General features: G+C 32.7%; 24 protein-coding genes, 1 tRNA gene and 2 pseudogenes. 24 read left to right on the top strand and 3 right to left on the bottom strand.

Annotated elements, in window-relative coordinates:
* The first annotated feature begins 2 nt into the window (after positions 1-2).
* The 10 genes from NSR03_RS07165 (at position 3) to NSR03_RS07120 (ending at position 10,850) form a co-directional block, all read left to right on the top strand.
* Positions 3-2,351 carry an endonuclease MutS2 gene (locus NSR03_RS07165; protein WP_046465187.1) on the top strand — a complete coding sequence of 783 codons (2,349 nt, stop codon included), beginning with the start codon at positions 3-5 and terminating at the stop codon, positions 2,349-2,351.
* Between the two features lie 81 nt (positions 2,352-2,432).
* Positions 2,433-2,747 (top strand): thioredoxin, encoded by a 315-nt coding sequence (gene trxA / locus NSR03_RS07160; protein WP_002507961.1) that lies wholly within the window; start codon positions 2,433-2,435, stop codon positions 2,745-2,747.
* A 247-nt stretch (positions 2,748-2,994) separates the two neighbouring features.
* Positions 2,995-4,782: an excinuclease ABC subunit UvrC gene (gene uvrC / locus NSR03_RS07155; protein ID WP_046465188.1), complete on the top strand. Its 1,788-nt coding sequence runs from the start codon at positions 2,995-2,997 to the stop codon at positions 4,780-4,782.
* Between the two features lie 339 nt (positions 4,783-5,121).
* Entirely contained in the window at positions 5,122-5,733 is a 612-nt protein-coding gene (locus tag NSR03_RS07150) for a succinate dehydrogenase cytochrome b558 subunit (RefSeq protein ID WP_002507959.1), read from the top strand.
* Between the two features lie 45 nt (positions 5,734-5,778).
* Positions 5,779-7,542: a succinate dehydrogenase flavoprotein subunit gene (sdhA, locus tag NSR03_RS07145; protein WP_002507958.1), complete on the top strand. Its 1,764-nt coding sequence runs from the start codon at positions 5,779-5,781 to the stop codon at positions 7,540-7,542.
* Between the two features lie 2 nt (positions 7,543-7,544).
* Positions 7,545-8,366 (top strand): succinate dehydrogenase iron-sulfur subunit, encoded by an 822-nt coding sequence (sdhB, locus tag NSR03_RS07140; protein WP_069801763.1) that lies wholly within the window; start codon positions 7,545-7,547, stop codon positions 8,364-8,366.
* Positions 8,367-8,641: 275 nt separating this feature from the next.
* Positions 8,642-9,436 carry a glutamate racemase gene (gene racE / locus NSR03_RS07135; RefSeq protein ID WP_002507956.1) on the top strand — a complete coding sequence of 265 codons (795 nt, stop codon included), beginning with the start codon at positions 8,642-8,644 and terminating at the stop codon, positions 9,434-9,436.
* A gap of 17 nt (positions 9,437-9,453) precedes the next feature.
* Positions 9,454-10,035 (top strand): XTP/dITP diphosphatase, encoded by a 582-nt coding sequence (locus NSR03_RS07130; protein WP_069801765.1) that lies wholly within the window; start codon positions 9,454-9,456, stop codon positions 10,033-10,035.
* Positions 10,035-10,544, top strand: a complete 510-nt coding sequence (locus tag NSR03_RS07125; protein WP_002507954.1) for a YfcE family phosphodiesterase — start codon at positions 10,035-10,037, stop codon at positions 10,542-10,544. The genes NSR03_RS07130 and NSR03_RS07125 overlap by 1 nt, the downstream gene beginning before the upstream one ends.
* A gap of 232 nt (positions 10,545-10,776) precedes the next feature.
* Positions 10,777-10,850, top strand: a tRNA-Arg gene (locus tag NSR03_RS07120).
* Between the two features lie 131 nt (positions 10,851-10,981).
* On the opposite strand, the pseudogene NSR03_RS07115 reads toward NSR03_RS07120, so the two are convergent.
* A pseudogene (locus tag NSR03_RS07115) lies at positions 10,982-11,242 on the bottom strand (tyrosine-type recombinase/integrase); the annotation flags it as partial.
* A gap of 536 nt (positions 11,243-11,778) precedes the next feature.
* On the opposite strand from NSR03_RS07115, the gene NSR03_RS07110 reads away from it, so the two are divergent.
* The 5 genes and pseudogenes from NSR03_RS07110 (at position 11,779) to NSR03_RS07095 (ending at position 16,011) form a co-directional block, all read left to right on the top strand.
* Positions 11,779-11,970 carry a phage holin gene (locus NSR03_RS07110; RefSeq protein ID WP_069820783.1) on the top strand — a complete coding sequence of 64 codons (192 nt, stop codon included), beginning with the start codon at positions 11,779-11,781 and terminating at the stop codon, positions 11,968-11,970.
* Positions 11,971-12,164: 194 nt separating this feature from the next.
* Complete coding sequence (locus NSR03_RS07105) at positions 12,165-12,272, top strand: putative holin-like toxin (RefSeq protein WP_021338680.1); 108 nt, start codon at positions 12,165-12,167, stop codon at positions 12,270-12,272.
* A 298-nt stretch (positions 12,273-12,570) separates the two neighbouring features.
* Positions 12,571-12,678: a putative holin-like toxin gene (locus NSR03_RS14460; RefSeq protein ID WP_021338681.1), complete on the top strand. Its 108-nt coding sequence runs from the start codon at positions 12,571-12,573 to the stop codon at positions 12,676-12,678.
* A gap of 372 nt (positions 12,679-13,050) precedes the next feature.
* Positions 13,051-13,821: pseudogene (locus NSR03_RS07100) on the top strand (glycerophosphodiester phosphodiesterase).
* Positions 13,822-14,127: 306 nt separating this feature from the next.
* Positions 14,128-16,011, top strand: coding sequence for a glycosyltransferase family 2 protein (locus NSR03_RS07095; protein WP_046465189.1), 1,884 nt, complete (start codon positions 14,128-14,130; stop codon positions 16,009-16,011).
* A 61-nt stretch (positions 16,012-16,072) separates the two neighbouring features.
* Here the strand turns inward: NSR03_RS07095 and NSR03_RS07090 are convergent, their stop codons facing one another.
* Positions 16,073-16,630 carry a GNAT family N-acetyltransferase gene (locus NSR03_RS07090; RefSeq protein WP_069801771.1) on the bottom strand — a complete coding sequence of 186 codons (558 nt, stop codon included), beginning with the start codon at positions 16,628-16,630 and terminating at the stop codon, positions 16,073-16,075.
* Positions 16,631-17,009: 379 nt separating this feature from the next.
* Here NSR03_RS07090 and NSR03_RS07085 point away from each other — a divergent pair, with 379 nt between their 5' ends.
* From NSR03_RS07085 to NSR03_RS07070, 4 genes are all read left to right on the top strand, one after another.
* Positions 17,010-17,144, top strand: a complete 135-nt coding sequence (locus tag NSR03_RS07085) for a beta-class phenol-soluble modulin (RefSeq protein WP_002507947.1) — start codon at positions 17,010-17,012, stop codon at positions 17,142-17,144.
* Between the two features lie 46 nt (positions 17,145-17,190).
* Complete coding sequence (locus NSR03_RS07080) at positions 17,191-17,325, top strand: beta-class phenol-soluble modulin (protein WP_002507946.1); 135 nt, start codon at positions 17,191-17,193, stop codon at positions 17,323-17,325.
* A gap of 43 nt (positions 17,326-17,368) precedes the next feature.
* Positions 17,369-17,503 carry a beta-class phenol-soluble modulin gene (locus NSR03_RS07075; protein ID WP_002507945.1) on the top strand — a complete coding sequence of 45 codons (135 nt, stop codon included), beginning with the start codon at positions 17,369-17,371 and terminating at the stop codon, positions 17,501-17,503.
* Between the two features lie 146 nt (positions 17,504-17,649).
* Positions 17,650-18,336 (top strand): YjjG family noncanonical pyrimidine nucleotidase, encoded by a 687-nt coding sequence (locus NSR03_RS07070; RefSeq protein ID WP_069801773.1) that lies wholly within the window; start codon positions 17,650-17,652, stop codon positions 18,334-18,336.
* A gap of 217 nt (positions 18,337-18,553) precedes the next feature.
* Here NSR03_RS07070 and NSR03_RS07065 read toward each other — a convergent pair whose 3' ends face one another.
* A complete protein-coding gene (locus tag NSR03_RS07065; RefSeq protein ID WP_021338686.1) occupies positions 18,554-18,994 on the bottom strand; it encodes an N-acetyltransferase in 441 nt (146 codons plus the stop codon).
* Between the two features lie 281 nt (positions 18,995-19,275).
* Between NSR03_RS07065 and bshC the strand changes: the two genes are divergently transcribed.
* From bshC to NSR03_RS07040, 5 genes are all read left to right on the top strand, one after another.
* Entirely contained in the window at positions 19,276-20,889 is a 1,614-nt protein-coding gene (gene bshC / locus NSR03_RS07060; protein ID WP_069820785.1) for a bacillithiol biosynthesis cysteine-adding enzyme BshC, read from the top strand.
* Positions 20,890-21,038: 149 nt separating this feature from the next.
* Positions 21,039-21,470, top strand: coding sequence for a division/cell wall cluster transcriptional repressor MraZ (gene mraZ, locus NSR03_RS07055; RefSeq protein WP_002507941.1), 432 nt, complete (start codon positions 21,039-21,041; stop codon positions 21,468-21,470).
* A gap of 15 nt (positions 21,471-21,485) precedes the next feature.
* Positions 21,486-22,421, top strand: coding sequence for a 16S rRNA (cytosine(1402)-N(4))-methyltransferase RsmH (gene rsmH / locus NSR03_RS07050; RefSeq protein ID WP_046465194.1), 936 nt, complete (start codon positions 21,486-21,488; stop codon positions 22,419-22,421).
* Positions 22,422-22,435: 14 nt separating this feature from the next.
* A complete protein-coding gene (ftsL, locus tag NSR03_RS07045) occupies positions 22,436-22,846 on the top strand; it encodes a cell division protein FtsL (RefSeq protein WP_069801777.1) in 411 nt (136 codons plus the stop codon).
* Entirely contained in the window at positions 22,827-25,058 is a 2,232-nt protein-coding gene (locus NSR03_RS07040) for a penicillin-binding protein (protein WP_069801779.1), read from the top strand. The genes ftsL and NSR03_RS07040 overlap by 20 nt, the downstream gene beginning before the upstream one ends.
* Positions 25,059-25,197: the final 139 nt, after the last annotated feature.

Below are 25,197 nucleotides of genomic sequence, written 5' to 3'. Positions count from 1 at the left end.
ATATGAGACAGAAATCATTAAATGTCCTGGAATTCGACAAAATAAAAGCACTTGTAGAGAATGAAACAATAAGTGATTTAGGTAAAGAAAAAGTTGTAGCGATGACTCCAGCAACTGATTTCAATACTGTCGAATTTCAAATGAATGAAACAGATGAAATAGCTCAAATCTATAATAAGCATCGCATGCCAAGTTTAAGTGGTTTAGCAAAAATATCTTCATTTATTCATAGAGCGACAATTGGTGGCGTACTCAATGTTAGCGAATTAAATGTAATTAAACGCTTAATACAAATACAAAATCAATATAAAACATTTTATAATAGTTTGTTGAACGAAGAAGAAGAAATTAATTACCCAATTCTAAACGATAGAATGGAACAACTCCCTGTTTTATCAGACTTGTATCAAAATATACATCAAAAATGTGATGCTTATGATTTATTTGATGATGCTAGTTACGAATTACAAGGTATTAGAAGTAAGATTTCTAAAACAACGCAACGCATAAAACAAAATTTAGATAAAATTGTAAAGCATCAAGGCAACCAGAAAAAACTTTCTGATGCAATTGTGACAGTACGTAACGATCGTAATGTTATACCAGTAAAAGCTGAGTATCGTCAAGATTTTAACGGGATTGTGCATGATCAATCAGCTTCTGGTCAAACATTGTATATAGAACCTTCCTCAATTGTAGAAATGAGTAATCAAATTAGTAGTTTCCGTAACGATGAAGCGGTAGAGCGTGAACGTATATTGACTGAACTAACTGTACAGGTTGCTGAAGAAGCAGACGCTTGTTTGATTTCAGAATCTATTATGGGTCAAATTGATTTTTTAACAGCTAAAGCACGTTATGCAAGATCAATTAAAGGTACGAAACCAGAATTTACTACGGATAGAACTGTTTATCTACCAAAAGCATTTCATCCTTTGCTAGATAGAACCTCTGTTGTGGCGAATACGATTGAATTTGCTCAAAATATAGAAACTGTGATTATAACGGGACCAAATACGGGTGGTAAAACGGTAACGCTCAAGACACTGGGATTAATTATTGCTATGGCTCAATCAGGCATGCTAATTCCTACACTTGATGGCAGTAAATTAAGTATTTTTGAAAATGTGTATTGTGACATTGGTGACGAACAATCTATTGAGCAGTCTTTATCAACGTTTTCTTCTCATATGAAAAATATTGTTGAAATACTTCAAGACGCGACAAAAAATAGTTTGATTTTATTTGATGAATTAGGTGCAGGGACAGACCCAAGTGAAGGGGCTGCATTAGCAATGAGTATATTAGATCATGTACATGAAATTGGTTCACTTGTAATGGCTACGACACACTATCCTGAATTAAAAGCATATAGCTATAATAGGGAAGGCGTAATGAATGCCAGTGTAGAATTTGATGTTAATACATTAAGTCCGACTTATAAATTATTAATGGGTGTTCCTGGACGATCAAACGCGTTTGATATTTCTAAAAAATTAGGACTTAATATGCAAGTGATTCAAAAAGCCAAATCAATGATTGGGCAAGATGAACAAGAAATTAATGAAATGATTGCCTCATTAGAACATAATTCTAAACGTGTTGACGAACAACGTATTGAATTAGATCAGCTAGTAAGAGAAGCACAAGAAGCGCGTGATGCACTTGCTAAACAGTATGCGCAATATCAAAATTATGAAAAACAACTTTTAAGTGAAGCGAAAGAAAAAGCGAATCAACGTGTGAAATCGGCTACGAAAGAAGCAGATGACATTCTTAAAGAGTTACGTGATCTTAGAGATAAAAAAGGTGCTGATGTTAAAGAGCATGAGTTAATTGATAAGAAGAAACAGCTTGAAGACCAGTACGAAGCTAAATCACTGAAACAAAATGTTCAAAAGCAAAAATGGGACGAGATTAAAGCTGGAGATGAAGTAAAAGTACTGACGTATGGTCAAAAAGGTGAAGTGTTAGAGTTAATAGGTGATAAAGAAGCGGTAGTACAGATGGGTATCATAAAAATGAAATTACCATTAGAAGATTTAGAGAAAACGAAGAAAACCCAAGAAACACCTACCAAGATGATTAAACGAGAAAACCGACAAAGTATTAAAATGGAACTTGATTTACGTGGTTATCGATATGATGAAGCAATGGTAGCTGTTGATCAATATTTAGACCAAGCAGTGTTGAGTAATTATGAACAAGTCTATATTATTCATGGTAAAGGTACAGGTGCTTTACAAAAAGGTGTGCAAAAACATTTAAAACGACATAAAAGTGTGTCATCATATAGAAACGGAATGCCAAGCGAAGGTGGATTTGGCGTTACCGTGGCAGAATTAAAATAAGCGTGAGCAAGAAATATGCAGAATGATATAAAGTCTGTTATAATTTCTTCATCATTTGAAATTTAAGGAGGATTGGCAGTTATGGCAATCGTAAAAGCAACAGATTCAAACTTTGATGAAAATATCAAATCAGGTGTAAATTTAGTAGATTTTTGGGCAACATGGTGTGGCCCTTGTAAGATGATTGCTCCAGTATTAGAAGAATTAGCTGGTGACTATGATGGCAAAGCTAATATTTTAAAACTTGATGTAGATGAAAATCCATCAACAGCTGCTAAATTTGAAGTTATGAGTATCCCAACTTTAATCGTATTTAAAGATGGCGAACCAGTAGATAAAGTAGTAGGTTTCCAACCTAAAGAAAACTTAGCAGAAGTAATCGAGAAACATTTATAGTAAATCACTAGCAAAGCTGGGACATTAATTTATTTAATGTCCCAGTTTTCAATTTATTAGCGTTTCAATAGATTGTTTAATGCGTCGGTACTATTTATAATAGATTGTAGGTAATATTTAACAACTCAAATAATGAGATGTATATATGATTAAAAATTATTAACTAAAACATGATGTATATTTACTTTCATGTCGTTGTATTATATAGATTTAAAGGAAATATGAAGTGAAAGGAGGAGACATTAACGTGGAGACGTATCAAGAACAAATCAAACAGAAACTCACAGTTGTACCAACTGAACCAGGTTGTTATTTGATGAAAGATCGTAATGACCAAATTATTTATGTCGGTAAGGCGAAGAAATTAAGAAACAGATTAAGGTCTTATTTTACTGGAGCTCACGATGCAAAGACAACACGTTTAGTTGGAGAGATTCGAAATTTTGAGTTTATTGTCACGTCTAGTGAGACTGAATCACTGTTATTGGAGCTTAACCTTATCAAACAATATCAACCAAGATATAATATTTTATTAAAAGACGATAAAAGTTATCCTTTTATTAAAATTACTAAAGAAAAATATCCGCGGTTAATTGTTACAAGAACAGTTAAAAAGGGTACCGGCAAGTATTTTGGCCCTTATCCTAATGCTTATTCTGCGCAAGAGACAAAAAAATTACTTGATCGTATTTATCCATTTAGAAAATGTGATAAAATGCCTGACAAATTGTGTTTATACTATCACATTGGTCAATGCCTCGGCCCATGTGTCTATCCAGTTGAATTAGAAAAATATGCAGAAATGACCAAAGAGGTTTCAGATTTCTTAAATGGTGAAGATAAAACGATTTTGCATAATTTAGAACAAAATATGAAAGATGCGAGTGAAACGTTAGATTTTGAAAGAGCAAAAGAGTATAGAGATTTAATTCAGCATATTCATAATTTAACTAAAAAACAAAAAATCACAACATCAGACTATACAATAAGAGATGTTTTTGGTTATAGCGTATCTAAAGGTTGGATGTGTATTCAAGTGTTTTTCGTTCGCCAAGGTAATATGATTAAACGTGATGCAACGATGATACCGATACAACAAACAGAAGAAGAAGAATTCTATACTTTTATCGGTCAATTTTATGATTTGAATCAACACTTGTTACCTAAAGAAGTGCACATTCCGCAACATTTAGATAAAGCAATGGTTGGTTCAGTCGTAGATACAAAAATTGTCCAACCTATGAAAGGAAAAAAGAAAGAATTGGTAGATTTAGCGAATCATAATGCTGAAGTAACGCTTGAAAATAAATTCGAGTTAATCGCAAAAGACGAGTCCCGAACAGTTAAAGCAATTGAAGAGCTTGGTGACCGTATGGGCATTCAAACACCAATTAGAATTGAAGCGTTTGATAATTCTAATATACAAGGTGTCAATCCAGTTTCCGCTATGGTCTCGTTTATTGATGGTAAACCAAATAAAAAAGGATATCGAAAATATAAAATTAAAACAGTAGATGGGCCAGATGATTATAAATCAATGCGTGAAGTGGTACGTAGGCGCTATACGCGCGTCCTAAATGAAGGCGCACCATTGCCAGATTTAATTATTGTAGATGGTGGTAAAGGGCATATGAGTGGTGTAATAGATGTGCTTGAGAATGAATTAGGATTAGATATCCCTGTTTCTGGCCTTCGTAAAAATGATAAGCATCAAACGTCAGAGATATTATATGGAGAAAGTGCTGAAATCGTTCCGCTCAAAAAAAACAGTCAAGCATTTTATCTGTTACAAAGGATACAAGATGAAGTGCATAGATTTGCTATTACTTTTCATAGACAAACACGCCAAAAAACAGGTTTGCAATCAGTATTAGATACAGTAGATGGTATTGGTGCCAAGCGTAAAACGAAATTGTTGCGAACGTTTGGTTCAATTAAAAAAATGAAAGAAGCAAGTATTGATGATTTGAAAGCATCAGGCTTACCACAAAATGTAGCCCAAAATTTACATCAAGCCTTATACAATAAAAAATAAAATGTTTATGGCATGAGAATCATTCTCATGCCCAAATTGTTTTTAATTAGTGTTACAATAGCAAATAAGAGGAATTCTTTTTTTAAAAGTATGTGGAAGCGTTTTCTAATTGAGAAAAATTATCATTTGAAATCAAACCTTTTAAACATTGAGTAATATTCAATTAAGGATTCGCTTAAATGTTTAGAATCATACGGCATAATATTATATTGCAACAAACATATAATATTATAATTTAGTGTTGTACGTTTGTTTTCGAAAGAAATTATGTAATCGCTTTATATATTTCTAAGAAAGAATTTCAAAAAAATCAACTGTTTCACAGGGGGGAACTTCCTTTTGGCATACTCGAAAAATCAATTCTATTTAAGACGTTTACATTCTTTACTTGGTGTCATACCTATAGGTGGATTTTTAATTTTCCATTTACTCGTAAACCACCAAGCAACGAAAGGTGCAGAAGCATTTAACCAAGCGGCTGGATTCATTGAATCTTTACCTTTCTTAATTGTATTGGAATTTGTATTGATTTACATTCCGATTCTGTATCACGCAGTTTATGGTGTACATATTGCCTTTACGGCAAAAGAGAACGTAGGGCATTACTCAGCTTTTAGAAACTGGATGTTCCTACTACAACGTATAACAGGTGTTATCACTTTTGTGTTTGTTGCTATTCATGTATGGCAAACACGTATTCAACGTGCGTTAGGTCATGAAGTAAATTTCGACATGGTACATGACATTGTAACTAACCCATTTTGGTTGGTTTTCTATATTGTCTGTTTATTAGCTGTTACATTCCACTTTGCGAATGGTTTATGGTCATTCTTAGTAACATGGGGTGTATTACAATCACAAAAATCACAACAAATTTTCACATGGGTTTCATTAGTGGTATTTATCGTAGTTTCATACATTGGTATAAGTGCTATTCTTGCGTTTTTATAAGATAAAAAATAAGTTTCAGATTTATATTTAGGGGAGTGACAATTTATGGCAGAGAAGAAAGTTATTGTTGTCGGTGGAGGACTTGCCGGTCTAATGTCAACAATTAAAGCAGCAGAACAAGGAGCGCATGTCGACTTGTTCTCACTTGTTCCTGTTAAACGTTCACACTCTGTGTGCGCACAAGGTGGAATCAACGGAGCAGTAAATACAAAAGGTGAAGGCGACTCGCCCGCAGTTCACTTAGACGATACAATATATGGTGGAGATTTCTTAGCAAACCAACCACCAGTTCAAGCAATGACAGATGCAGCACCTAAGATCATTCATTTACTAGACCGTATGGGTGTAATGTTCAATAGAACAAATGAAGGTTTATTAGACTTTAGACGTTTTGGTGGAACAATGCATCACAGAACAGCATACGCTGGTGCAACAACTGGTCAACAGCTACTATACGCTTTAGATGAACAAGTTCGTAGTTTTGAAGTAGATGGTTTAGTTACTAAATACGAAGGCTGGGAATTCTTAGGTATAGTTAAAGATGATGACAACATGGCAAGAGGTATCGTTGCTCAAAACGTGACGACATCTGGTATTGAATCATTTGGTTCTGATGCAGTTATCATGGCTACAGGCGGTCCAGGTATTATCTTTGGTAAGACAACGAACTCAATGATTAACACAGGTTCAGCAGCATCAATTGTTTATCAACAAGGTGCAATGTATGCAAATGGTGAATTTATTCAAATCCATCCAACAGCAATTCCTGGTGATGATAAACTTAGATTAATGAGTGAATCTGCGCGTGGTGAAGGTGGACGTATTTGGACTTATAAAGATGGTAAACCTTGGTACTTCTTAGAAGAGAAATACCCAGACTACGGTAACCTTGTACCACGTGACGTTGCTACCCGTGAAATCTTTGACGTCTGCGTAAACCAAAAATTAGGTATCAACGGTGAAAACATGGTTTACCTTGATTTATCACATAAAGATCCACATGAATTAGATGTAAAATTAGGTGGTATCATTGAGATTTATGAGAAATTCACAGGTGATGATCCTCGTAAAGTACCAATGAAAATCTTCCCTGCAGTGCATTACTCAATGGGCGGGCTATATGTAGATTACGATCAAATGACAAATATCAAAGGCTTGTTCGCAGCTGGAGAATGTGATTATTCACAACATGGTGGTAACCGTTTAGGTGCCAACTCACTATTGTCAGCAATTTATGGTGGTACAGTTGCAGGTCCAAATGCTATTGAATATATTTCTAACATTGAAACTTCTTACGCTGACTTAGATGATAGTATCTTTGAAAAACGTGTAAAAGAAGAACAAGAGAAATTTGATAAATTACTCAATATGCAAGGTTCAGAAAATGCGTACAAATTGCATAGAGAGCTCGGAGAAGTTATGACAGCTAACGTAACCGTTGTTCGTGAAAATAAAACTTTATTAGAAACTGATAAAAAGATTTTAGAATTAATGGAGCGTTATAACAATATTGATATTGAAGATACTCAAACTTGGAGTAACCAAGCAGTATTCTTCACTCGTCAATTATGGAACATGCTTGTACTTGCCCGTGTAATTACAATCGGTGCATACAACCGAAATGAATCTCGTGGTGCACATTACAAACCAGAATTCCCTGATAGAAATGATGAAGAATGGTTAAAAACTACTTTAGCAACATATCAAGGAAAAACAGAAGCGCCTAAATTCACTTACGAAGATGTTGATATAAGCTTAATTCCACCTCGTAAACGAGACTACTCTACGACGTCTAAAGGAGGTAAATAATTATGGCAGATACAAAAGATGTAAATGAAACGGCAGCGCAAGAAGAACAAAACCAACAACCAAGCCAAAAATCAATCAAATTAATTATTAAACGTCAAGATACAGAAGAATCAAAACCTTATGAGGAAGAGTTTGAAATTCCTTATAGAGAAAACTTAAACGTTATAGCATGTTTAATGGAAATCAGACGTAACCCAATTAACAGTAAAGGTGAAAAAACAACACCTGTAATCTGGGATATGAACTGTTTAGAAGAAGTATGTGGTGCTTGTTCAATGGTGATTAACGGACAAGCAAGACAATCATGTTCTGCAATTGTTGATCAATTAGAACAACCAATTAAATTAGAACCAATGAGTACTTTCCCAGTTATTCGTGACTTACAAGTTGACCGTACTAGAATGTTCGATAACTTGAAACGTATGAAAGCTTGGGTTCCAATTGATGGTACTTACGATTTAGGTCCTGGACCTCGTATGCCTGAGAAAAAACGTCAAACAGCTTATGAATTATCAAAATGTATGACATGTGGTGTGTGTTTAGAAGTTTGTCCTAACGTTACAAGTAGTAATGATTTCGTTGGTGCACAAGCAATCTCACAAGTTAGATTATTTAATTTACACCCAACAGGCTCAATGACAAAAGATGAGCGTCTTGAAGCCTTAATGGGTGGCGGTGGACTACAAGCATGTGGTAACTCTCAAAACTGTGTCAATGCATGTCCTAAAGGTATTCCTTTAACAACATCGATTGCAGCATTAAATAGAGAAACATCATTCCATATGTTTAAATCATTCTTTGGTTCAGATCACCAAGTCAATTAATAGCGTATAATATAAACAAAAGACTTAACATCTGTTTTAAATAGATGTTAAGTCTTTTTATTTTGAAAATCTTCAGATTTTAAAGAAACATGAGATATGGGTAGAGTCTTTTATCGCTCATTTATATTGTTTTACTAGGTATCATAATTTGCTAATTGGTATAATTATATATGTATAGCAAAAAATAATATTGTATTTCAGTCTTGATAAATGATTTTGAAAACAAGGCTGTGCTACAATAAAGGACAAGCAAATGAATAAGGATGTAATTGAATATGGAGAAACCAATTGGTGTAATAGACTCGGGTGTCGGTGGGTTAACAGTAGCAAAAGAAATCATGCGCCAACTACCTCACGAAACAATTTATTATTTGGGTGATATTAAACGTTGCCCTTATGGCCCGAGAGAAGGCGCAGAAGTTAGGAAATTCACAACAGAATTAGCTGAAAAGCTGATGGAATTTGATATAAAAATGCTTGTTATTGCTTGTAATACTGCGACGGCAGTTGCTTTAAAATATTTACAAAAATTATTAGCTATACCAGTCATTGGTGTCATTGAGCCTGGTGCGAGAACAGCAATAATGACAACGAAAAATAATGATGTTTTAATCTTAGGTACAGAAGGTACAATTAAATCTGAGGCTTATAGATATCACATTAAAAACATTAATCCTAATGTAGAAGTTTCTGGTATCGCATGTCCTGGCTTTGTTCCTTTAGTTGAAGAAATGCGTTATAAAGATCCTACAATAACTAGTATTATCGTGCATCAAACATTGAAACATTGGAGAAATAGTAATGCAGATACTGTTATATTAGGTTGTACGCATTATCCTTTACTTTATCAGCCAATAAACGATTATTTTGGTGGCGAAAAAGTGGTGATTTCTTCTGGTTTAGAGACAGCACGTGAAGTAAGCGCATTATTAACATTTAGTAATGAACATGCTGCTTATACAGCTCACCCAGAACATAGGTTTTTTGCTACGGGTGAAACAGAGCATATCGAACGTATAATAGAAGAATGGTTAAATATGGAAACAAAAGTAGAAAAAATAGAAGTATAGAAAGAGGGAACATAATAGTGGAGGATATTGTAATTGCATCAAATAATAAAGGTAAGATAAATGATTTTAAAGTTATTTTTCCAGATTTCAATGTCATTAGCATTTCTGAAATTATTGAAGATTTTGATGTGGAAGAAACTGGTGATACTTTTGAAGCCAATGCAAAATTAAAATCAGAAGCAGCGGCAAAAGCATTAAACAAACGTGTGATTGCAGACGATAGTGGACTCGAAGTATTTGCTTTAAATGGAGAGCCGGGTGTTTATTCAGCTCGATATGCTGGCACGGCTAAAGATGATGATGCTAATATTGAAAAAGTCCTTTCCAAATTAGGTGGGTCAACAAATCGTAGTGCGCAGTTCGTATGTGTAATTAGCATGAGTGCGCCTAATGAAGAAACAGTTCAATTTAAAGGCACAGTCCAAGGAGAAATTACATTAAATAAAATCGGTGAAAATGGGTTTGGTTACGATCCGATATTTTATATAGATGACAAAAATATAACAATGGCTCAACTCACTGTTGAAGAAAAAAGCGAAATAAGTCATAGGGGTAGAGCAATAGAGAAGTTACAACATTATTTAGAAGGTGATGCTTAATGACAAAATGGATTATAGTCAGTGATAATCACACTGAACAGGGCGTGCTTTTTGATGTTATCAATCATCATGAAGATGCAGATGTTGCATTGCATTTAGGTGATTCTGAATTTGCTTATGATGATAGTGAACTCAGTCATTTTCATAGAGTAAAAGGAAATACAGATTTTTCTCCAGAATTTCCAAACGAAGAAAAAATAGAAAAAAATGGCATTCATGCTTTCTCCACGCATGGTCATTTATATAGCGTTAATCGTACAAGAATGAAATTAGCTGAAAAAGCTACAGCGTTAGGTTGTGAATTTGCTTTTTATGGCCATACACACGTGGCAAAATATGAAAATATTGGTGGCGTTCATGTTATTAATCCTGGTAGTATTTCACAATCACGAAGCCGAGTTGAAGAAACTTATGCAGAATTATTGATCAATGAAGAAGACCAAAGCGCAAAATTAAATTTTCGTAATCGAAATCACGATATAATTGATAGTGAAACATTTAGTATATAATATGATTAGTGCATATTCGAGTCATTATGGGTATGCGCTTCTATATATTATTAAAATGGATAAATAATTAATATGGCAGTTTCAGCGGTTGTTTTAAATTAAATTTCAAAAATAGTATGAAAATAAGATAAAAGGTTTATTATAGTGAAAAATCATATTTATTTTTAATGCTCGGAGTATTGCTTTATTAGGCTAAGTTAGATATAATTATTCTTGTATTCAAAAAGATTATGTCCTGGTAGCTCAGTTGGATAGAGCAATGGCCTTCTAAGCCATCGGTCGGGGGTTCGAATCCCTCCCAGGACACTAAAGCAGTAAAACTACATACCTTTTAAAACTAAGAACCCCGTTGCGACGGGGTTCTTTTTATTTTGTCTACTATACGATACAATAGAAAACAATTTTTTATGGCACCGGCATGGCACCGAAAATACATTTTACATTGCTGATAAAATTTCAATCGCTTTTTTATTTTCTTCAAGATATTTTTCTTCTAATAAATGGGAATATATTTCAGTAGTAACAGTGATATTTTTATGACCAAGTCTTTTGGAAATATAATAAATAGAAACATCGTTTGCGAGGAGATAAGAGCAATGCGTATGTCTTAATGCATGTGATGTTATCTGTTTAATACCATGTAAGTTACAGGCCTGTTTTAATTGCTTGTTAACAGCGTTAATAGTAAGTGTAGTCCCAAAAGGACACTAAGAGAATAAATTACATAAGATTCAAAAAAGAACCCCGTTGCGACGGGGTTCTTTTTTGAATCTTATACTTATCAGCTTGAAATATTTTGATTATAACGTAGTGAAAAAAGATCATTAAAAGTAATGGTCAGGAGATTAAAAATTATAGTAAAATAAGAGCGAGCAAGTTGGATAGATGGTGGCTAATCTCATTATAAATGGGGGGATGCCTATGAAATATGGTTTGACTCCTAGAAAGGAGTAACATTGACTGATTATGAAATGTTAATGATTGTCATGACAATCATTGGCCTAGTATTAGTTAGTAAAAATGACCATAAAAAATAACCATCTCTAGCTTTGGCGAGTTGTAGATGGTTACTAAATAACTATCAAAGCCACCGTCTTTTTAACGGGCTCATTGGGGCGATACACTTATGGTGTGTTGCCCTTTTTCTATATATAAATTAACACAACATATAAATATTATCAAATGTTTAAGTCGGCATATTGTGTCGGCTTTTTATTATGAGGAGGAAAAGAATATGGATGTAAAAGTAACAGTAATCGTAAGAGTATTAAGTTTAATTTTGGTGTTAGTGAACCAGTGGTTGTCAAATAAAGGAGTGAGTCCTATTCCAGTGGATGAGTCAACACTAATGACTATCGCAGTCGCATTAATCACGATGTTGAAAGATAACCCATTTACAGATGCAGCTAAGGGTTCTTTTTTTTAAATCTTATACTTATCAGCTTGAAATATTTTGATTATAACGTAGTGAAAAAAGGTCATTAAAAGTAATGGTCATGAGATTAAAAATTATAGTAAAATAAGAGCGAGCAAGTTGGATAGATGGTGGCTAATCTCAGTATAAAGTGAGGTGGTGCTTATGAAAGTGCCGTTAAAATCTTTAGAAAGGAGATGCCTTGTGTGGTTTCAATTGTAGAAGTGCTTCACTTAATGTTAGGTTTCGGTACGTTCATCGTTACCTTGTTAGGTTTAGTTATTACAATTGTCAAATTAAACCATAAAAAATAACCTTCTATTCGCTTTGGCTGGCAGTAGAAGGTTATACTATAACTAGATACAGAGGCCACCGTCTTTTTAAGGGGCTCAGTTGGTCGATACACGTATGGTGTGTTGCCCTTTTTCTATCTATAAATTACCACAATATAAAAATATTATCAAATTCTATAGGTCGACAAAAGTAATAGTATGTAGAAAAATATAGTGAAATAAGAGCGAGTAAGTTGGATAGATGGTGGCTAACCTCAGTATAAAGTAAAGTGATGCTTATGAAAGTACCGTTAAGAACTTTAGAAAGGAGACGCCTTTTGTGGTTTCAATTGTAGAAGCGCTACACTCAATGTTAGGTTTCGGTACGTTCATCGTTACCTTGTTAGGTTTAGTTATTACAATTGTTAAATTAAACCATAAAAAATAACCATCTCTAACTTTGACCGAGTTTGATGGTTATTTAATCATTTATTAAACGAGGCCACCTTCTTTTTAAGGGGCTCAGTTGGGCGATACACGTATGGTGTGTTGCCCTTTTTCTATCTATAAATAACCACAATATAAATATATTATCTAATTTTTATAAGTCGTCTCATTGTATTGGCTATTTATTATATATAACTAAATAAATCTAAAACATTTGTGTATATGGTATATTAAATATACGGATGATACAATATAATTAAAAAAGTTAAGAAAAAAACATTTTTCATAGTTTTTAAAATAAAATGGGGCGATGTAAATAAAGAGAGAATCATTTTACACATATGTTTTACCTGGAATTATTCTGATTATTATAGTGTCTATAATAATATTCATACCAAAAGTTAAATGGTATGAAGGAACTGAAAAAAAACCGTTAATAATTGCCCATAGAGGTGCTAGTGGTTATGAACCTGAACATAGTTTCCCAGCGTATGATAAAGCAATTCATGAAATGAATATTGACTATTTGGAATTGGACTTACAAATAACTAAGGACGATAATTTAGTGGTTATGCATGATGAATCAATAGATAGGACTACAAATGGAAAAGGTAAGGTGGAAGACTATACAATTGAAGAACTAAAAAAAATGAAGTTAAAAGATAAGAAAGAGCGAAGTTTGGAGATTCCAACTTTTGATGAGGTTTTAGATCAATATGATAACAATGTTAAATACTATATTGAGTTAAAAAACGCTAAAGATAATCCTAATATGGCACATATTACGGTAGAAAAATTAAAGAATAAAGGCTTATTTAATTCTAAATACATAGTTATACAATCCTTCGATGATAGAGCTTTAAAAACAATTAAAAATGAGGATGAAAACATACCATTGGTTAAATTAATTTATGATAATGAATTAAACAAATTAGACGATAATATGTTATAAAGTATAAGCAGTTATAGTTATGCAGTTGGAATTTCGCATAAAAAAATAGATCGTGAACTTATAGGAAGTATTGAAAATAATGCTATGCAAGTACACGCATTTACTGTGAACAATGAGAATGACTATAGATTTTTGAAACAAATAGGAGTGAAAGGATTTTTTACAAATTATGGAGATGATATTGTAAAGTAATAAATAATAATAGACGCTTTAATATGAGAGAAAGATATATTCCAATTATAATTTTCACTAAATTTAATACTTGAATGATTAGTATTTTAAAATAATTCCATTTAAAGTGTTGTGTATTACCATTTTATGTTATTTTGAGGTAGTAGTTTTTAAAATATTAATGAATACATAACAAACGATTTTTATACATATTTAAAAATTTAATGAATTATAAAAATAAGTACGGATTATTTTTTATAAAAAATACTTTAGTAATCATTTATATTATATAATGATTACTAAATAATCTAAAAGGGGAATTAGGAATTGGAAAAATTGCTGTCTATCATTGTACCAGTGTACAACAAGGAATTATTTCTTAATGAATGTATAGAATCAATTGGGGCATTAAATATTGATGAAGATAAAATTGAAGCGATATTTATAGACGATTGTTCTAGCGATAACTCATTAAAAATAATTGAAGGATATAAAAATAAATACAGTTTTTTAAAACTCATTAAATTAGAAGAAAACACGGGTAGTCCTGCTGAACCTAGAAACGTGGGTATTAAAAATGCGAATGGGAAATACATAACTTTTCTTGATGCCGATGATTGGTTAGATTCAATTGGTTTGCCGATGTTGTTAAACCAAGCTGAAGAGAACAATGCCGATGTTGCGTTTGGACATAGTATTAAACATACGGATAAAGCGATTAGCAAATTAGGAAGATTCACTTCGTATAAAGTTGCAAATGATTTAGTGCCATATGAAATTAATAAGATATTTAGAGCAGTTGGGCCACCAGGGAAAATTATTAAAAGAGATATCATTGTTGAGAATAAAATAGAGTTCAAGCATATGAAATTTGGTGAAGATAAATTGTTCTTTATCAATGCTATTTCTAAATGTAAAACAGCTTCTATGAATTCAACGCCTGTTTATCATGTGAATAGATATTCGTATAATCAATCACTTGTAGGTGAAACAAATATTATAGAAAAAACACATTTTAATTTATTGGTACTACAAGAAGTGTTGAAATTGGATATACCTAAGTCTGCAGAATTTCAATCATTGAGTCGACTTGTAGAGGTAGATTTCATTTCTAGATTATTTAATAATAGCAGATTTCTAAAAAGTGAAAATAAAGCCGTATTCTATAATCTATTTCAACAAATGATAGACACTTTAAATGAGCATGATAAAAATGTTGAAGATTATATCATTGGAGATAAATATAAAAACATTTATCAAATGCTTATAAATAAAGAATATGAAAAACTTTTTGACTTTATCGGCATGCTATTAAAAGGTGGAAAGGCAGATAGATATGTGAAAGATAATCAAATTCACTTTTTAATGCCGGAAACTATAAAAGATTATTTACCAATGAAAGAAGAGTTATTTGCTGTTTATGAAGGCACGCATCTTATTGGTAATGAATTAAGAGAAGTTATAAGAGTTTATAAAGCCCCAGAGACTACAATTGATCAAGTGTTACTTACTGAAATTAATTATGAGCTCAATGCAATCGAAGTTGAATTCTCTGAAGATGAGCATCGATTATACGTAAAAACTGAGGATTTAAGTAAGTGCGACTTTGACTTTAACATTAATTTGATTCACGATAAATATAAGAAATATACGATTAACATGAATTTACCTAATGCAACGCAGACGCTCAAACTTAATAGACAAAATTTCAAGTCTGAATTTATTGTGAATGAAAAAAAATCTAGAAAGACAGAAGCGCCTAATAAATATTTCACTTATAATCCAATAACGATTGGCATAGCGAAAAAGGTCAATTTATATAAAGATGTGGAGTTTGAAGAGCGCGCAGATGCTAATGTTGAAATAGGTGAGATAATAGAAATTAAAAACATTGGCTATACTAAAAAGAGTACGCCAAGACTCATCACAGTTGATGGATTAGTACTAACAGCTAATCAAAAGTTTATTTATCGTGTTGCTACTAGTAACGCTAATCGATATATTTATGAGAAACCTGAAACAGTGATTATTACAAAAGAATGTAAGGAATATCAAAATAGGGACTTTAGCGGTGAAGCTTTGAAAGAGCTTAAGGTAAATGAAAAAGTAGCTATTCAGAAAGTAGTAGCTTCTTCAAAAGGTACGCCACGACTCAAAACAATGCATGGTACATTTATTACCGCAAATAGAAATTTTGTTAAAGAGGTTTAATTAAAAAAGAACTGTGACTTTATAGATATTGCAAGGAGATTCCAATTTTGGAGTCTCCTTTTTAATTTTTAACTTTATCGATGAAATTACTTTGGAATTCGTTGCGTAAGATGCTCATATATAAGTCTGTTTCATAATTTCCATTTATAAAAGAACCTTCACGATCACTACCCTCAATTATAAAACCAGCATTTTTATAAGACTTTATAGCTCTATAATTATATGATAGGACTCTTAAGTAAACTTTATGCACTTCTAAGTGATTAAAGGCATATTCTAAAATTTGATGTGTTACTTGAGTGCCAATTCCTTTATTCCAAAAATTCGGGTTAAATATGCCTATTGCAAATTTTGCTTTATTATTTGTTTTATCTAAAGATAAACGAGCTTGTCCTATAAATAAATCGTCATAGTCAATAACCCATTCATATGGGTTATTAATAATTCTAGAAATTAGTAATTTAGCACCAGATTTTTGCTTTTCTGTTTCTACATTCATATCAGAGCCATACATTCTCAAAAGTTCTTCATTAAAAGGGACTGAGAGATAATCTTCAATGTCACTTGTTTGAGCATCCCTAAGACGTATATGGTTATTAATTTTAAGCACTGCTTTCATAATATTCCTCCCAATCTATTAAGATAGTCTGTTGAATTTATTTATATAAGCATACTACAAAGTAATTCTACTTATACATTAATCTTTAAAGTTTCTGATAAAATTAATGATTTTCTAACACGAAATTAATAATACATTAATATTATAAAGTGTTATTTAATTGTACAAAATACAATTGGGAATTCATAACTGTTTTAAACTAGCAATTAAATAACAGATAAAGCAATTTTATGATTAAGTAAGGAATATTAAACAATATAACTAAGGATTATCTTATATTATATATAACAAGCGATACACAAACTAAATTTTTTTATTAAGTATCGTTTTCAACATAGTTTTCAGTCAGAGAAATCTTATTTTATAAGGAGTGTTTATAATGGAAGGTTTATTTGAAGCAATTAAAAATACAGTACAAGCTGGTATTGCAGGAGATGGCATCAAAATTGGAAGTGGCGTTTTAGACATCATTTCTAATGGAGCAGCATTAATTTCTCAAGCATTAGGATTTTAATCTAAGTAGGTTTCAAAAAAATAATACTTTAAAGGAGATAATCGATATGTCAGATTTATTTAACGCAATAAAAGAAACGGTACAAGCTGGTATTGCAGGAGACGGAGCTAAATTAGGGACAAGCATTGTAGATATCGTATCAAGCAGTGTAGGTCTATTAGGACAATTATTTGGATTCTAGTAAAAATAAATTATAAAACTTATAAACAGAGGAGAGATTTTTTATGACTAAATTAGCTGAAGCTATTGCAAATACTATACAAGCAGCACAATCAGGTAATGGTGTGGAATTAGGGACAAGCATTGTAGATATCGTATCAAGCGGCGCTGGATTATTAGGACAATTGTTTGGATTCTAATTATTAAAATAGAAAGCAGTGGTCAGGGTAACAACCTTGGCCATTTTTTTGTGTGTTCAAAATGTGTATACTGTTATTGTGTGAATATAAACAATAAGTGCATCCAATTATAATAATAAATATGTATAAAAAGAGGAGAAATAAAAATGAATTCTAAAAGCCTGCTCATAGATTTTGATGATACAATTGTAGATTTTCATGATGCAGAATCACATGCATTTTTCAAAATGACAGAAAGATATAAATTAATCGCTAATCATGACGATTTAAAAACATTTATGAAAGTGAATCAAGCGCATTGGGAAGCTTTTCAAATTAATAAATTAACGAAAGAAGAAGTTTTAAGCAAACGATTTGAAGTATATTTTGATTTACATGAAATGACTGTGGATGGTAAAGAAGCGGATCACATATTTAGAGATGAATTAGCGAAAGCACCAATAAAATTCTTTCCTGACACAGTTGAAACATTAAAGTATTTAAAACAAAATCATGATTTATATATTGTGACTAATGGTGTGTTAGAAACGCAAAAGCGCCGTATTGAGAAGGCTCAGTTTGGTCAATTATTTAAAGGTGTTTTTGTTTCAGAACAAACAGGTTACCAAAAACCGATGCCTGAATTTTTTGATTATGTATTTAAGGAAATCGGTGAAGACAAACGAGATAATGCCATAATTGTCGGAGATTCTATGACGTCAGATATATTAGGCGGCAAAAATGCCCAAATTGACACGTGTTGGTTTAATCCTAGAAATAAAATAAATGAAACTGATATCAAACCAGATTTTACAATAACATCACTCAATGAATTACTAATTTATATGGAATAGAAGAGGGGAAGAATACGAAATCAAATTGTATTTCAGATTTCTGCCCATACTCGGCCGACTAAAGAGGATTCCAAGAGTTGGAATGATCGTATAAAAACTACGCGTATACATTAATGTATACGCGTAGTTTTTTTAAAGTTGAAAACAAATACATTGAGTGTCGGACTGCTGATGAAAATAAATAACTAAGACATATGTTTATCTTTCGTACTCTTGTTTATGGTGTCCAAACTAGAACATCATGTCCATCCTTGTTTACTGCATTTACGTCTTTGAATCCTTGTTTAATAAAGAATGCTTTAGATTGATTACGAGCGATTACTTTAATAGGAAGTCCTTGTTTTTTCGCGAAATCTAATAATTCTTTACCGTAACCGCGATTTTGAAAGTCGTTTAATACTTCTAATTTCCACAAAACGTTGTAATCGTCGAAATCAGGGAAGTAGACTTCTTCAACATCCCCTTTACGATACAATGCCATTCTTGCACCTAATCTATCACCAATTTGAATACCATAAAAAGGTGAATCTGAACTCGCATCTATCATTTCTCCACGTAATTCATCAACCATATACAAGTCTTTGTTGCCGAAGTTTCTAAAATCTTCGAATAATTCGTCTGTTTTATAATTTATATCGAGACGTTTCACGTTACTCATAGCGTCTTCCCCCTTTGTACTATTATATTTTATTATACCTTATTTCTAATGATATTTCACAAAAATGACGACGCGAAACATACTATTAAAATGGTCTGTATACGATACTTATTTCAAATACATAAACACACTTTTTTTAAATTTTTCAAAAATCGTTTATTATAGTATATACATTGAATTAAAGAAGTAAAAAATACAGGTTATTTTAAGCCGTTAAATTGTCAATATAGTACATAAACTTTATACTGATTAGGAATAGAGTAACATAAGGAGAATTACGAATGGATTGTATGACTACGAAACTTAACGAAAAAGATCAATTTATTTCAAAAATTAAACAAAGTGATTCAACACTAGCTCAGTTCTATCATTTAGATGCAATGGATGAGAAGAACTATAAACACAGACTTCTTAGTGAAAATAATGGAAGAGAAGTTGCATTAGCAAAAGTGATTGAAAACTATATGAGTGATTTATCTTTGACTGAAGAACAAGAAAGTAATATTAAATTATTAAGTAATGGCGCAAAAGTAATTGTTGGTGGACAACAAGCAGGTTTATTTGGTGGACCTTTGTATACATTCCATAAAATATTTTCTATTATTACGCTAAGCCAAAAACTATCTAAAGATTATAATAAACATATTGTACCTGTGTTTTGGATTGCAGGGGAAGACCATGATTTTGACGAAGTAAATCATACTTATGCATACAATAATCAAGATGCTAAGTTACATAAAATCAAATATCATACAATGGAGCCACCTGAAGCAAGCGTCTCACATTATAATCCTGATAAAGCCCAACTTAAAGAAACTTTGAATCAATTTTTCCAACAACTGAATGAAACTGAACATTCACGACCTTTAATTGAAATGTGCCGTAATATTATTGATGCACATGATAGTTGGTCCGATATGTTTAAAGCATTGCTACATGAAGTGTTTAAAACATATGGTTTATTAATGATAGATGCTAATGATCCTGAACTACGTCGGTTAGAGCAACCGTTGATTAGAAAGATTGTGGAAAATCATCTTAATGTTGATGCAGCCTTTAGGAAAACACAAACACAAACAACAAATAGTGGTTTAGAGCAAATGATTCAAACAGATACAAATGTGCATTTGTTTTTACACGAAGACAATATGAGACAATTACTAACATTCAAAGAGGGACAATTCTATTTGAATAAATCAGATAAGACAATGACGCCCCAAGAGGTTTTAAGTATAGTAGATTCTGAACCAGAAAGATTTTCAAATAATGTGGTAACAAGACCTGTAATGGAAGAATGGTTATTTAATACTGTTGCTTTTATTGGCGGACCAAGTGAAATAAAGTATTGGACTGAATTGAGTGATGTGTTTAGAACGTTGGATGTTGCAATGCCAATCGTCCTACCACGCTTGCGAATTACTTATATTAATCACAGAATTGAAAAATTATTAACACAATATCAACTGGATAAAAACCAAATTATCGAAAATGGAATTGAAGATGCAAAACAAAAATTTGTTAGAGCACAAGCATCTCAAGCATTTATTGATCAAATCGAATCAATGAAAGCACAACAAGAAACACTATATCAATTGTTAAAATCAGAAGTAAAAGGCAACAATGATAATACATTGTTATTAGAAAAAAACAATTCAATTCATCAAAAGCAATACGATTATTTGATAAATAGATATTTATTAAATATAGAACGAGAAAATGAAATTAGTATGAAACATTTCAAAGAATTAAGTGGCGCACTTCATCCAATGGAAGGATTGCAAGAAAGAATATGGAACCCTTTACAAATTATGAATGATTTTGGGATGAATGTGTTCAGTCCCTCCACTTATCCACCACTTTCTTACACTTTTGATCATATTATAATAAAACCTTAGAGGCAGTAAGGGTGCACCCGATTCATCTTTATGATGAATCGGGTGTTTTTTTACGTTGAATAAGAAATTGTGGTGAAAATTGTATAATTAGTGGAGGATAGTGGTGAGATGTGGTAAATTATATATATGAGAAGGTGAGGTGATTATAAATGTTCATGGGAGAATACGAGCATCAGTTGGATACAAAGGGACGTATGATAGTGCCTTCCAAGTTTCGCTATGACTTAAATGAGCGTTTTATAATCACCCGAGGCCTTGACAAATGTTTGTTTGGCTATACTTTGGAAGAATGGCAAATTATCGAAGAGAAGATGAAGACATTACCAATGACTAAAAAGGACGCCCGTAAATTTATGCGTATGTTCTTCTCTGGAGCCGTAGAAGTAGAATTAGATAAACAAGGGCGTATTAACATTCCGCAAAATTTGCGACAATACGCTAACTTAAGTAAGGAATGTACAGTAATAGGTGTCTCAAATCGTATTGAAATTTGGGATAGAGGAACTTGGAACAGTTTCTATGAAGAATCTGAAGATAGTTTCGAAGATATTGCTGAAGACCTGATTGATTTTGATTTTTAATAGGAGGAGTTAAATTTGTTTCATCATGTCAGCGTTATGCTTAAAGAAACCATTGATTATTTAAATATTAAAGAAGATGGTGTCTATGTCGACTGTACATTAGGTGGCGCAGGGCATGCTCTCTATTTATTAAATCAATTGGGTGGCGAAGGTAGGCTTATAGCAATCGACCAAGATAGAACAGCGATTGAAAATGCTAAAGAAGTTTTGAAAGAACACTTACATAAAGTGACCTTTGTCCATAGCAACTTTAGAAAATTAACTGAAATTTTAAATGATTTGAATATTGAAAAAGTAGATGGCATCTACTACGACTTAGGTGTGTCCAGTCCACAATTGGATGTACCTGAACGTGGGTTTAGTTATCATAACGATGCCAAATTAGACATGCGGATGGATCAAACACAATCGTTATCAGCTTATGAAGTTGTAAATGATTGGCAATTTGAAAAATTAGTCAGAATCTTTCATAGATATGGTGAAGAAAAATTTTCAAAACAAATTGCCCGACGTATAGAACAGAACAGAGAACAAAAGCCAATCGAAACAACGTTAGAACTCGTTGATGTAATAAAAGAAGGTATACCTGCAAAAGCTAGACGAAAAGGTGGTCATCCTGCAAAAAGGATTTTCCAAGCAATTAGAATCGCAGTGAATGATGAATTATCTTCATTCGAAGATTCGCTAGAACAAGCGATAGGTGCAGTGAAAATTGATGGTAGAATTTCAGTCATAACTTTCCATTCATTGGAAGATCGATTATGCAAACAAATGTTTCAAGAATATGAAAAAGGTCCAGATGTTCCACGGGGATTGCCAGTCATACCTGAAGCTTACACGCCTAAATTGAAACGCGTTAACCGTAAACCCATTACCGCTGCTGAAGAAGATCTAGATAATAATAACCGTGCGCGTAGTGCGAAGTTACGTGTTGCAGAAATATTGAAATAAGGAGTGAATGATGAGTGGCAGTAGAGAAGATTTATCAACCTTATAATGGATCAGAACAACAGATTCCCGAATCACAGCCGAGGAAACAACCTGAAACGCAACCTAAAACCAAAACCGTAAAACGCAAAGTAGTAGTTCAACTTACAAAGTTTGAGAAAATGTTATACATAGGACTTATAACAGTAATTGCTTTAATAAGTATTTATATGCTATCTTTAAAAATGGATGCGTATGATACTCGAGGAAAAATTGCAGATTTAGATACTAAAATCGAACAACAATCAAGTGAAAACAGCGCAATAGAATCTGAAATTAAAAAGAACTCTTCATATGAACGCATTTACGATAAGGCAAAAGACGAAGGAATGAGCCTTAAGAACGACAATGTAAAGGTAGTGCGTAATAATGGCGAAGCGAAAAATTAGATTTAAAAAACCGAACTTTTTAATTAAACAAAGTAAAATAGGGGCAGTCCTACTCGTTCTCGGATTTGGACTGCTCTTTTTTACGTTGGTTTTAAGATACTCATATATTATGTTGACAGGTCACTCTTCCGGTGAAGATTTAATAATGAAGGCAAACGAAAAATATTTAGTCCAAAGCCAAGAGCAGCCTGAACGTGGAAAAATATATGACCGTAATGGAAAAGTACTAGCAGAAGACGTAGAAAGATATAAAGTCGTTGCCATTGTTGATAAAAAAGCGAGTGAAGGTAGCGAGAAACCGAAACATGTTAAAGACAAAAAAGAAACTGCAAAAAAATTAGCGACAGTGATAGACATGTCTGAAGAAGATATTGAGAAAAGATTGGATAACAAGAAAGCATTTCAAGTTGAATTTGGACAAAAAGGTTCTGATTTAACCTATCAAGAAAAAGAAAAGATAGAGAAAATGAATTTACCTGGAGTTACGCTTTATCCAGAAACTGAACGTTTCTATCCTAATGGTAACTTTGCATCACATCTTATTGGAATAGCACAAAAAGATGCTGATACGGGTGAATTAAATGGTGCTATGGGTGTTGAAAAGATATTCGATAGTTATTTATCAGGACAAAAAGGTGCATTATCTTATATTCATGATATTTGGGGCTATATTGCGCCGAATACTAAAAAAGAGAAAACGCCACAACGCGGTGATGATGTCCATCTAACGATAGATTCCAATATTCAAGTCTTTGTTGAAGAAGCACTAGATGGAATGGTTGAGCATTATAAACCGAAAGATTTATTTGCTGTAGTCATGGATGCAGATACAGGCGAAATTCTCGCTTACAGTCAACGACCTACGTTCAATCCAGAAACTGGTGAAGATTTTGGTAAAAAGTGGGCGAATGATTTGTATCAAAATACGTATGAACCAGGTTCCACATTTAAAAACTTTGGTTTAGCAGCAGCAATTGAAGAAGGAGAATTTAAGCCAGATAAAAAATATACAGCAGAACCTAAAGAAGTCATGGGCTCAAAAATTTCCGACTGGAACAAAGTAGGTTGGGGAGAAATACCAATGTCACTTGGGTTCACATATTCTTCAAACACCTTAATGATGCATTTACAAGATTTAGTTGGTTCAGATAAGATGAAAGAATGGTATGAAAAATTTGGATTCGGTGAATCAACGAACGGCATGTTTGATGGTGAAGCTACTGGTGATATCGCATGGGATAATGAAGCACAGCAAAAAACATCTGCATTTGGTCAATCAACGACTGTAACACCAGTACAAATGTTACAAGCGCAATCAGCGTTTTATAATGAAGGTAATATGTTGAAACCATGGTTTATAGATAGTGTATCTAATCCTGTAAGTAATGATACTTTCTACAAAGGTGAAAAAGAAATCGCTGGTAAACCAATCAAAAAAGATACCGCTAAAAAAGTACGTACTGAAATGGATAAGGTTGTCAACAGCGAAAAGAGTAATGCTAAAAACTATAGAATCGATGGGTATGAAATAGAAGGTAAAACCGGTACAGCACAAGTAGCGGATCCAGATAATGGTGGATACGTAGAGGGTGAAAATCCATATTTCGTAAGCTTTATCGGTGATGCACCAAAAGATGACCCAGAAGTTGTCGTTTATGCTGGTATGAGTTTAGCTCAGAAAAATGACCAAGAAGCTTATGAAAGTGGTGTAAGTAAGGCTTTTAAACCAATTATGGAGAACACGTTGAAATATCTGAACGTCGGCGATAAAAATTCGAAAGACAAATCAGATGTGAAATACGGCAAAGTGCCTGACGTTGAAGGCCAAGAAACACAAAAAGCACAAGACAAAGTGAATAGTAAGTCTCTAGAACCTATCGTTATAGGTGACGGTGAGAAAATCACAAAACAATCTGTTACTGCAGATAAAGAAGTATTGCCTAATAGTAGGGTGTTATTATTGACTGATGGCGATGTTACGATGCCAAACATGTCCGGCTGGACTAAAGAAGAAGTCGTTGCATTTGAAAAGCTTACGAATACAAAAGTAACTACTAAAGGTAGTGGATTTGTTTCAGAGCAATCGATAACAGAAGGTCAAAAGATAAGTAAAAAAGATAAGATAGAAGTAACGTTGTCTTCTGAAGAAATTAATGGAGAAACAGCTGATGACGAATCAAAATCTAAAGACAATGAAGAAAATAAAGAATAAATTTAATTAGCACAACTTCTGAATTCAATTTTAAATCATGTTAGAATATTTGTTTCATGATTATGAGGTGTTCACAAATAGTAGCTTGTCAGTATTTAGTAGCGTATGACGTTAATTAAATAACTGATAAAGCTACTTA

This window comes from Staphylococcus sp. FSL W8-1207, from assembly GCF_038003745.1.
GTDB lineage: Bacteria > Bacillota > Bacilli > Staphylococcales > Staphylococcaceae > Staphylococcus > Staphylococcus equorum.
The sequence above is the reverse complement of the archived record's forward strand: the minus strand, read 5'-3'. Positions and strand labels throughout refer to the sequence as shown.

Coding starts and splice junctions, on each gene's coding strand:
- trxA (WP_002507961.1), top strand. CDS start 2,433: ATGGCAATCGTAAAAGCAACAGATTCAAACTTTGATGAAAATATCAAA.
- racE (WP_002507956.1), top strand. CDS start 8,642: ATGGAGAAACCAATTGGTGTAATAGACTCGGGTGTCGGTGGGTTAACA.
- NSR03_RS07090 (WP_069801771.1), bottom strand. CDS start 16,630: ATGAAAGCAGTGCTTAAAATTAATAACCATATACGTCTTAGGGATGCT.
- NSR03_RS07110 (WP_069820783.1), top strand. CDS start 11,779: ATGGATGTAAAAGTAACAGTAATCGTAAGAGTATTAAGTTTAATTTTG.
- NSR03_RS07040 (WP_069801779.1), top strand. CDS start 22,827: ATGGCGAAGCGAAAAATTAGATTTAAAAAACCGAACTTTTTAATTAAA.
- NSR03_RS07165 (WP_046465187.1), top strand. CDS start 3: ATGAGACAGAAATCATTAAATGTCCTGGAATTCGACAAAATAAAAGCA.
- NSR03_RS07075 (WP_002507945.1), top strand. CDS start 17,369: ATGACTAAATTAGCTGAAGCTATTGCAAATACTATACAAGCAGCACAA.
- NSR03_RS07080 (WP_002507946.1), top strand. CDS start 17,191: ATGTCAGATTTATTTAACGCAATAAAAGAAACGGTACAAGCTGGTATT.
- NSR03_RS07070 (WP_069801773.1), top strand. CDS start 17,650: ATGAATTCTAAAAGCCTGCTCATAGATTTTGATGATACAATTGTAGAT.
- sdhB (WP_069801763.1), top strand. CDS start 7,545: ATGGCAGATACAAAAGATGTAAATGAAACGGCAGCGCAAGAAGAACAA.
- bshC (WP_069820785.1), top strand. CDS start 19,276: ATGGATTGTATGACTACGAAACTTAACGAAAAAGATCAATTTATTTCA.
- NSR03_RS07085 (WP_002507947.1), top strand. CDS start 17,010: ATGGAAGGTTTATTTGAAGCAATTAAAAATACAGTACAAGCTGGTATT.
- mraZ (WP_002507941.1), top strand. CDS start 21,039: ATGTTCATGGGAGAATACGAGCATCAGTTGGATACAAAGGGACGTATG.
- NSR03_RS07125 (WP_002507954.1), top strand. CDS start 10,035: ATGACAAAATGGATTATAGTCAGTGATAATCACACTGAACAGGGCGTG.
- NSR03_RS07065 (WP_021338686.1), bottom strand. CDS start 18,994: ATGAGTAACGTGAAACGTCTCGATATAAATTATAAAACAGACGAATTA.
- sdhA (WP_002507958.1), top strand. CDS start 5,779: ATGGCAGAGAAGAAAGTTATTGTTGTCGGTGGAGGACTTGCCGGTCTA.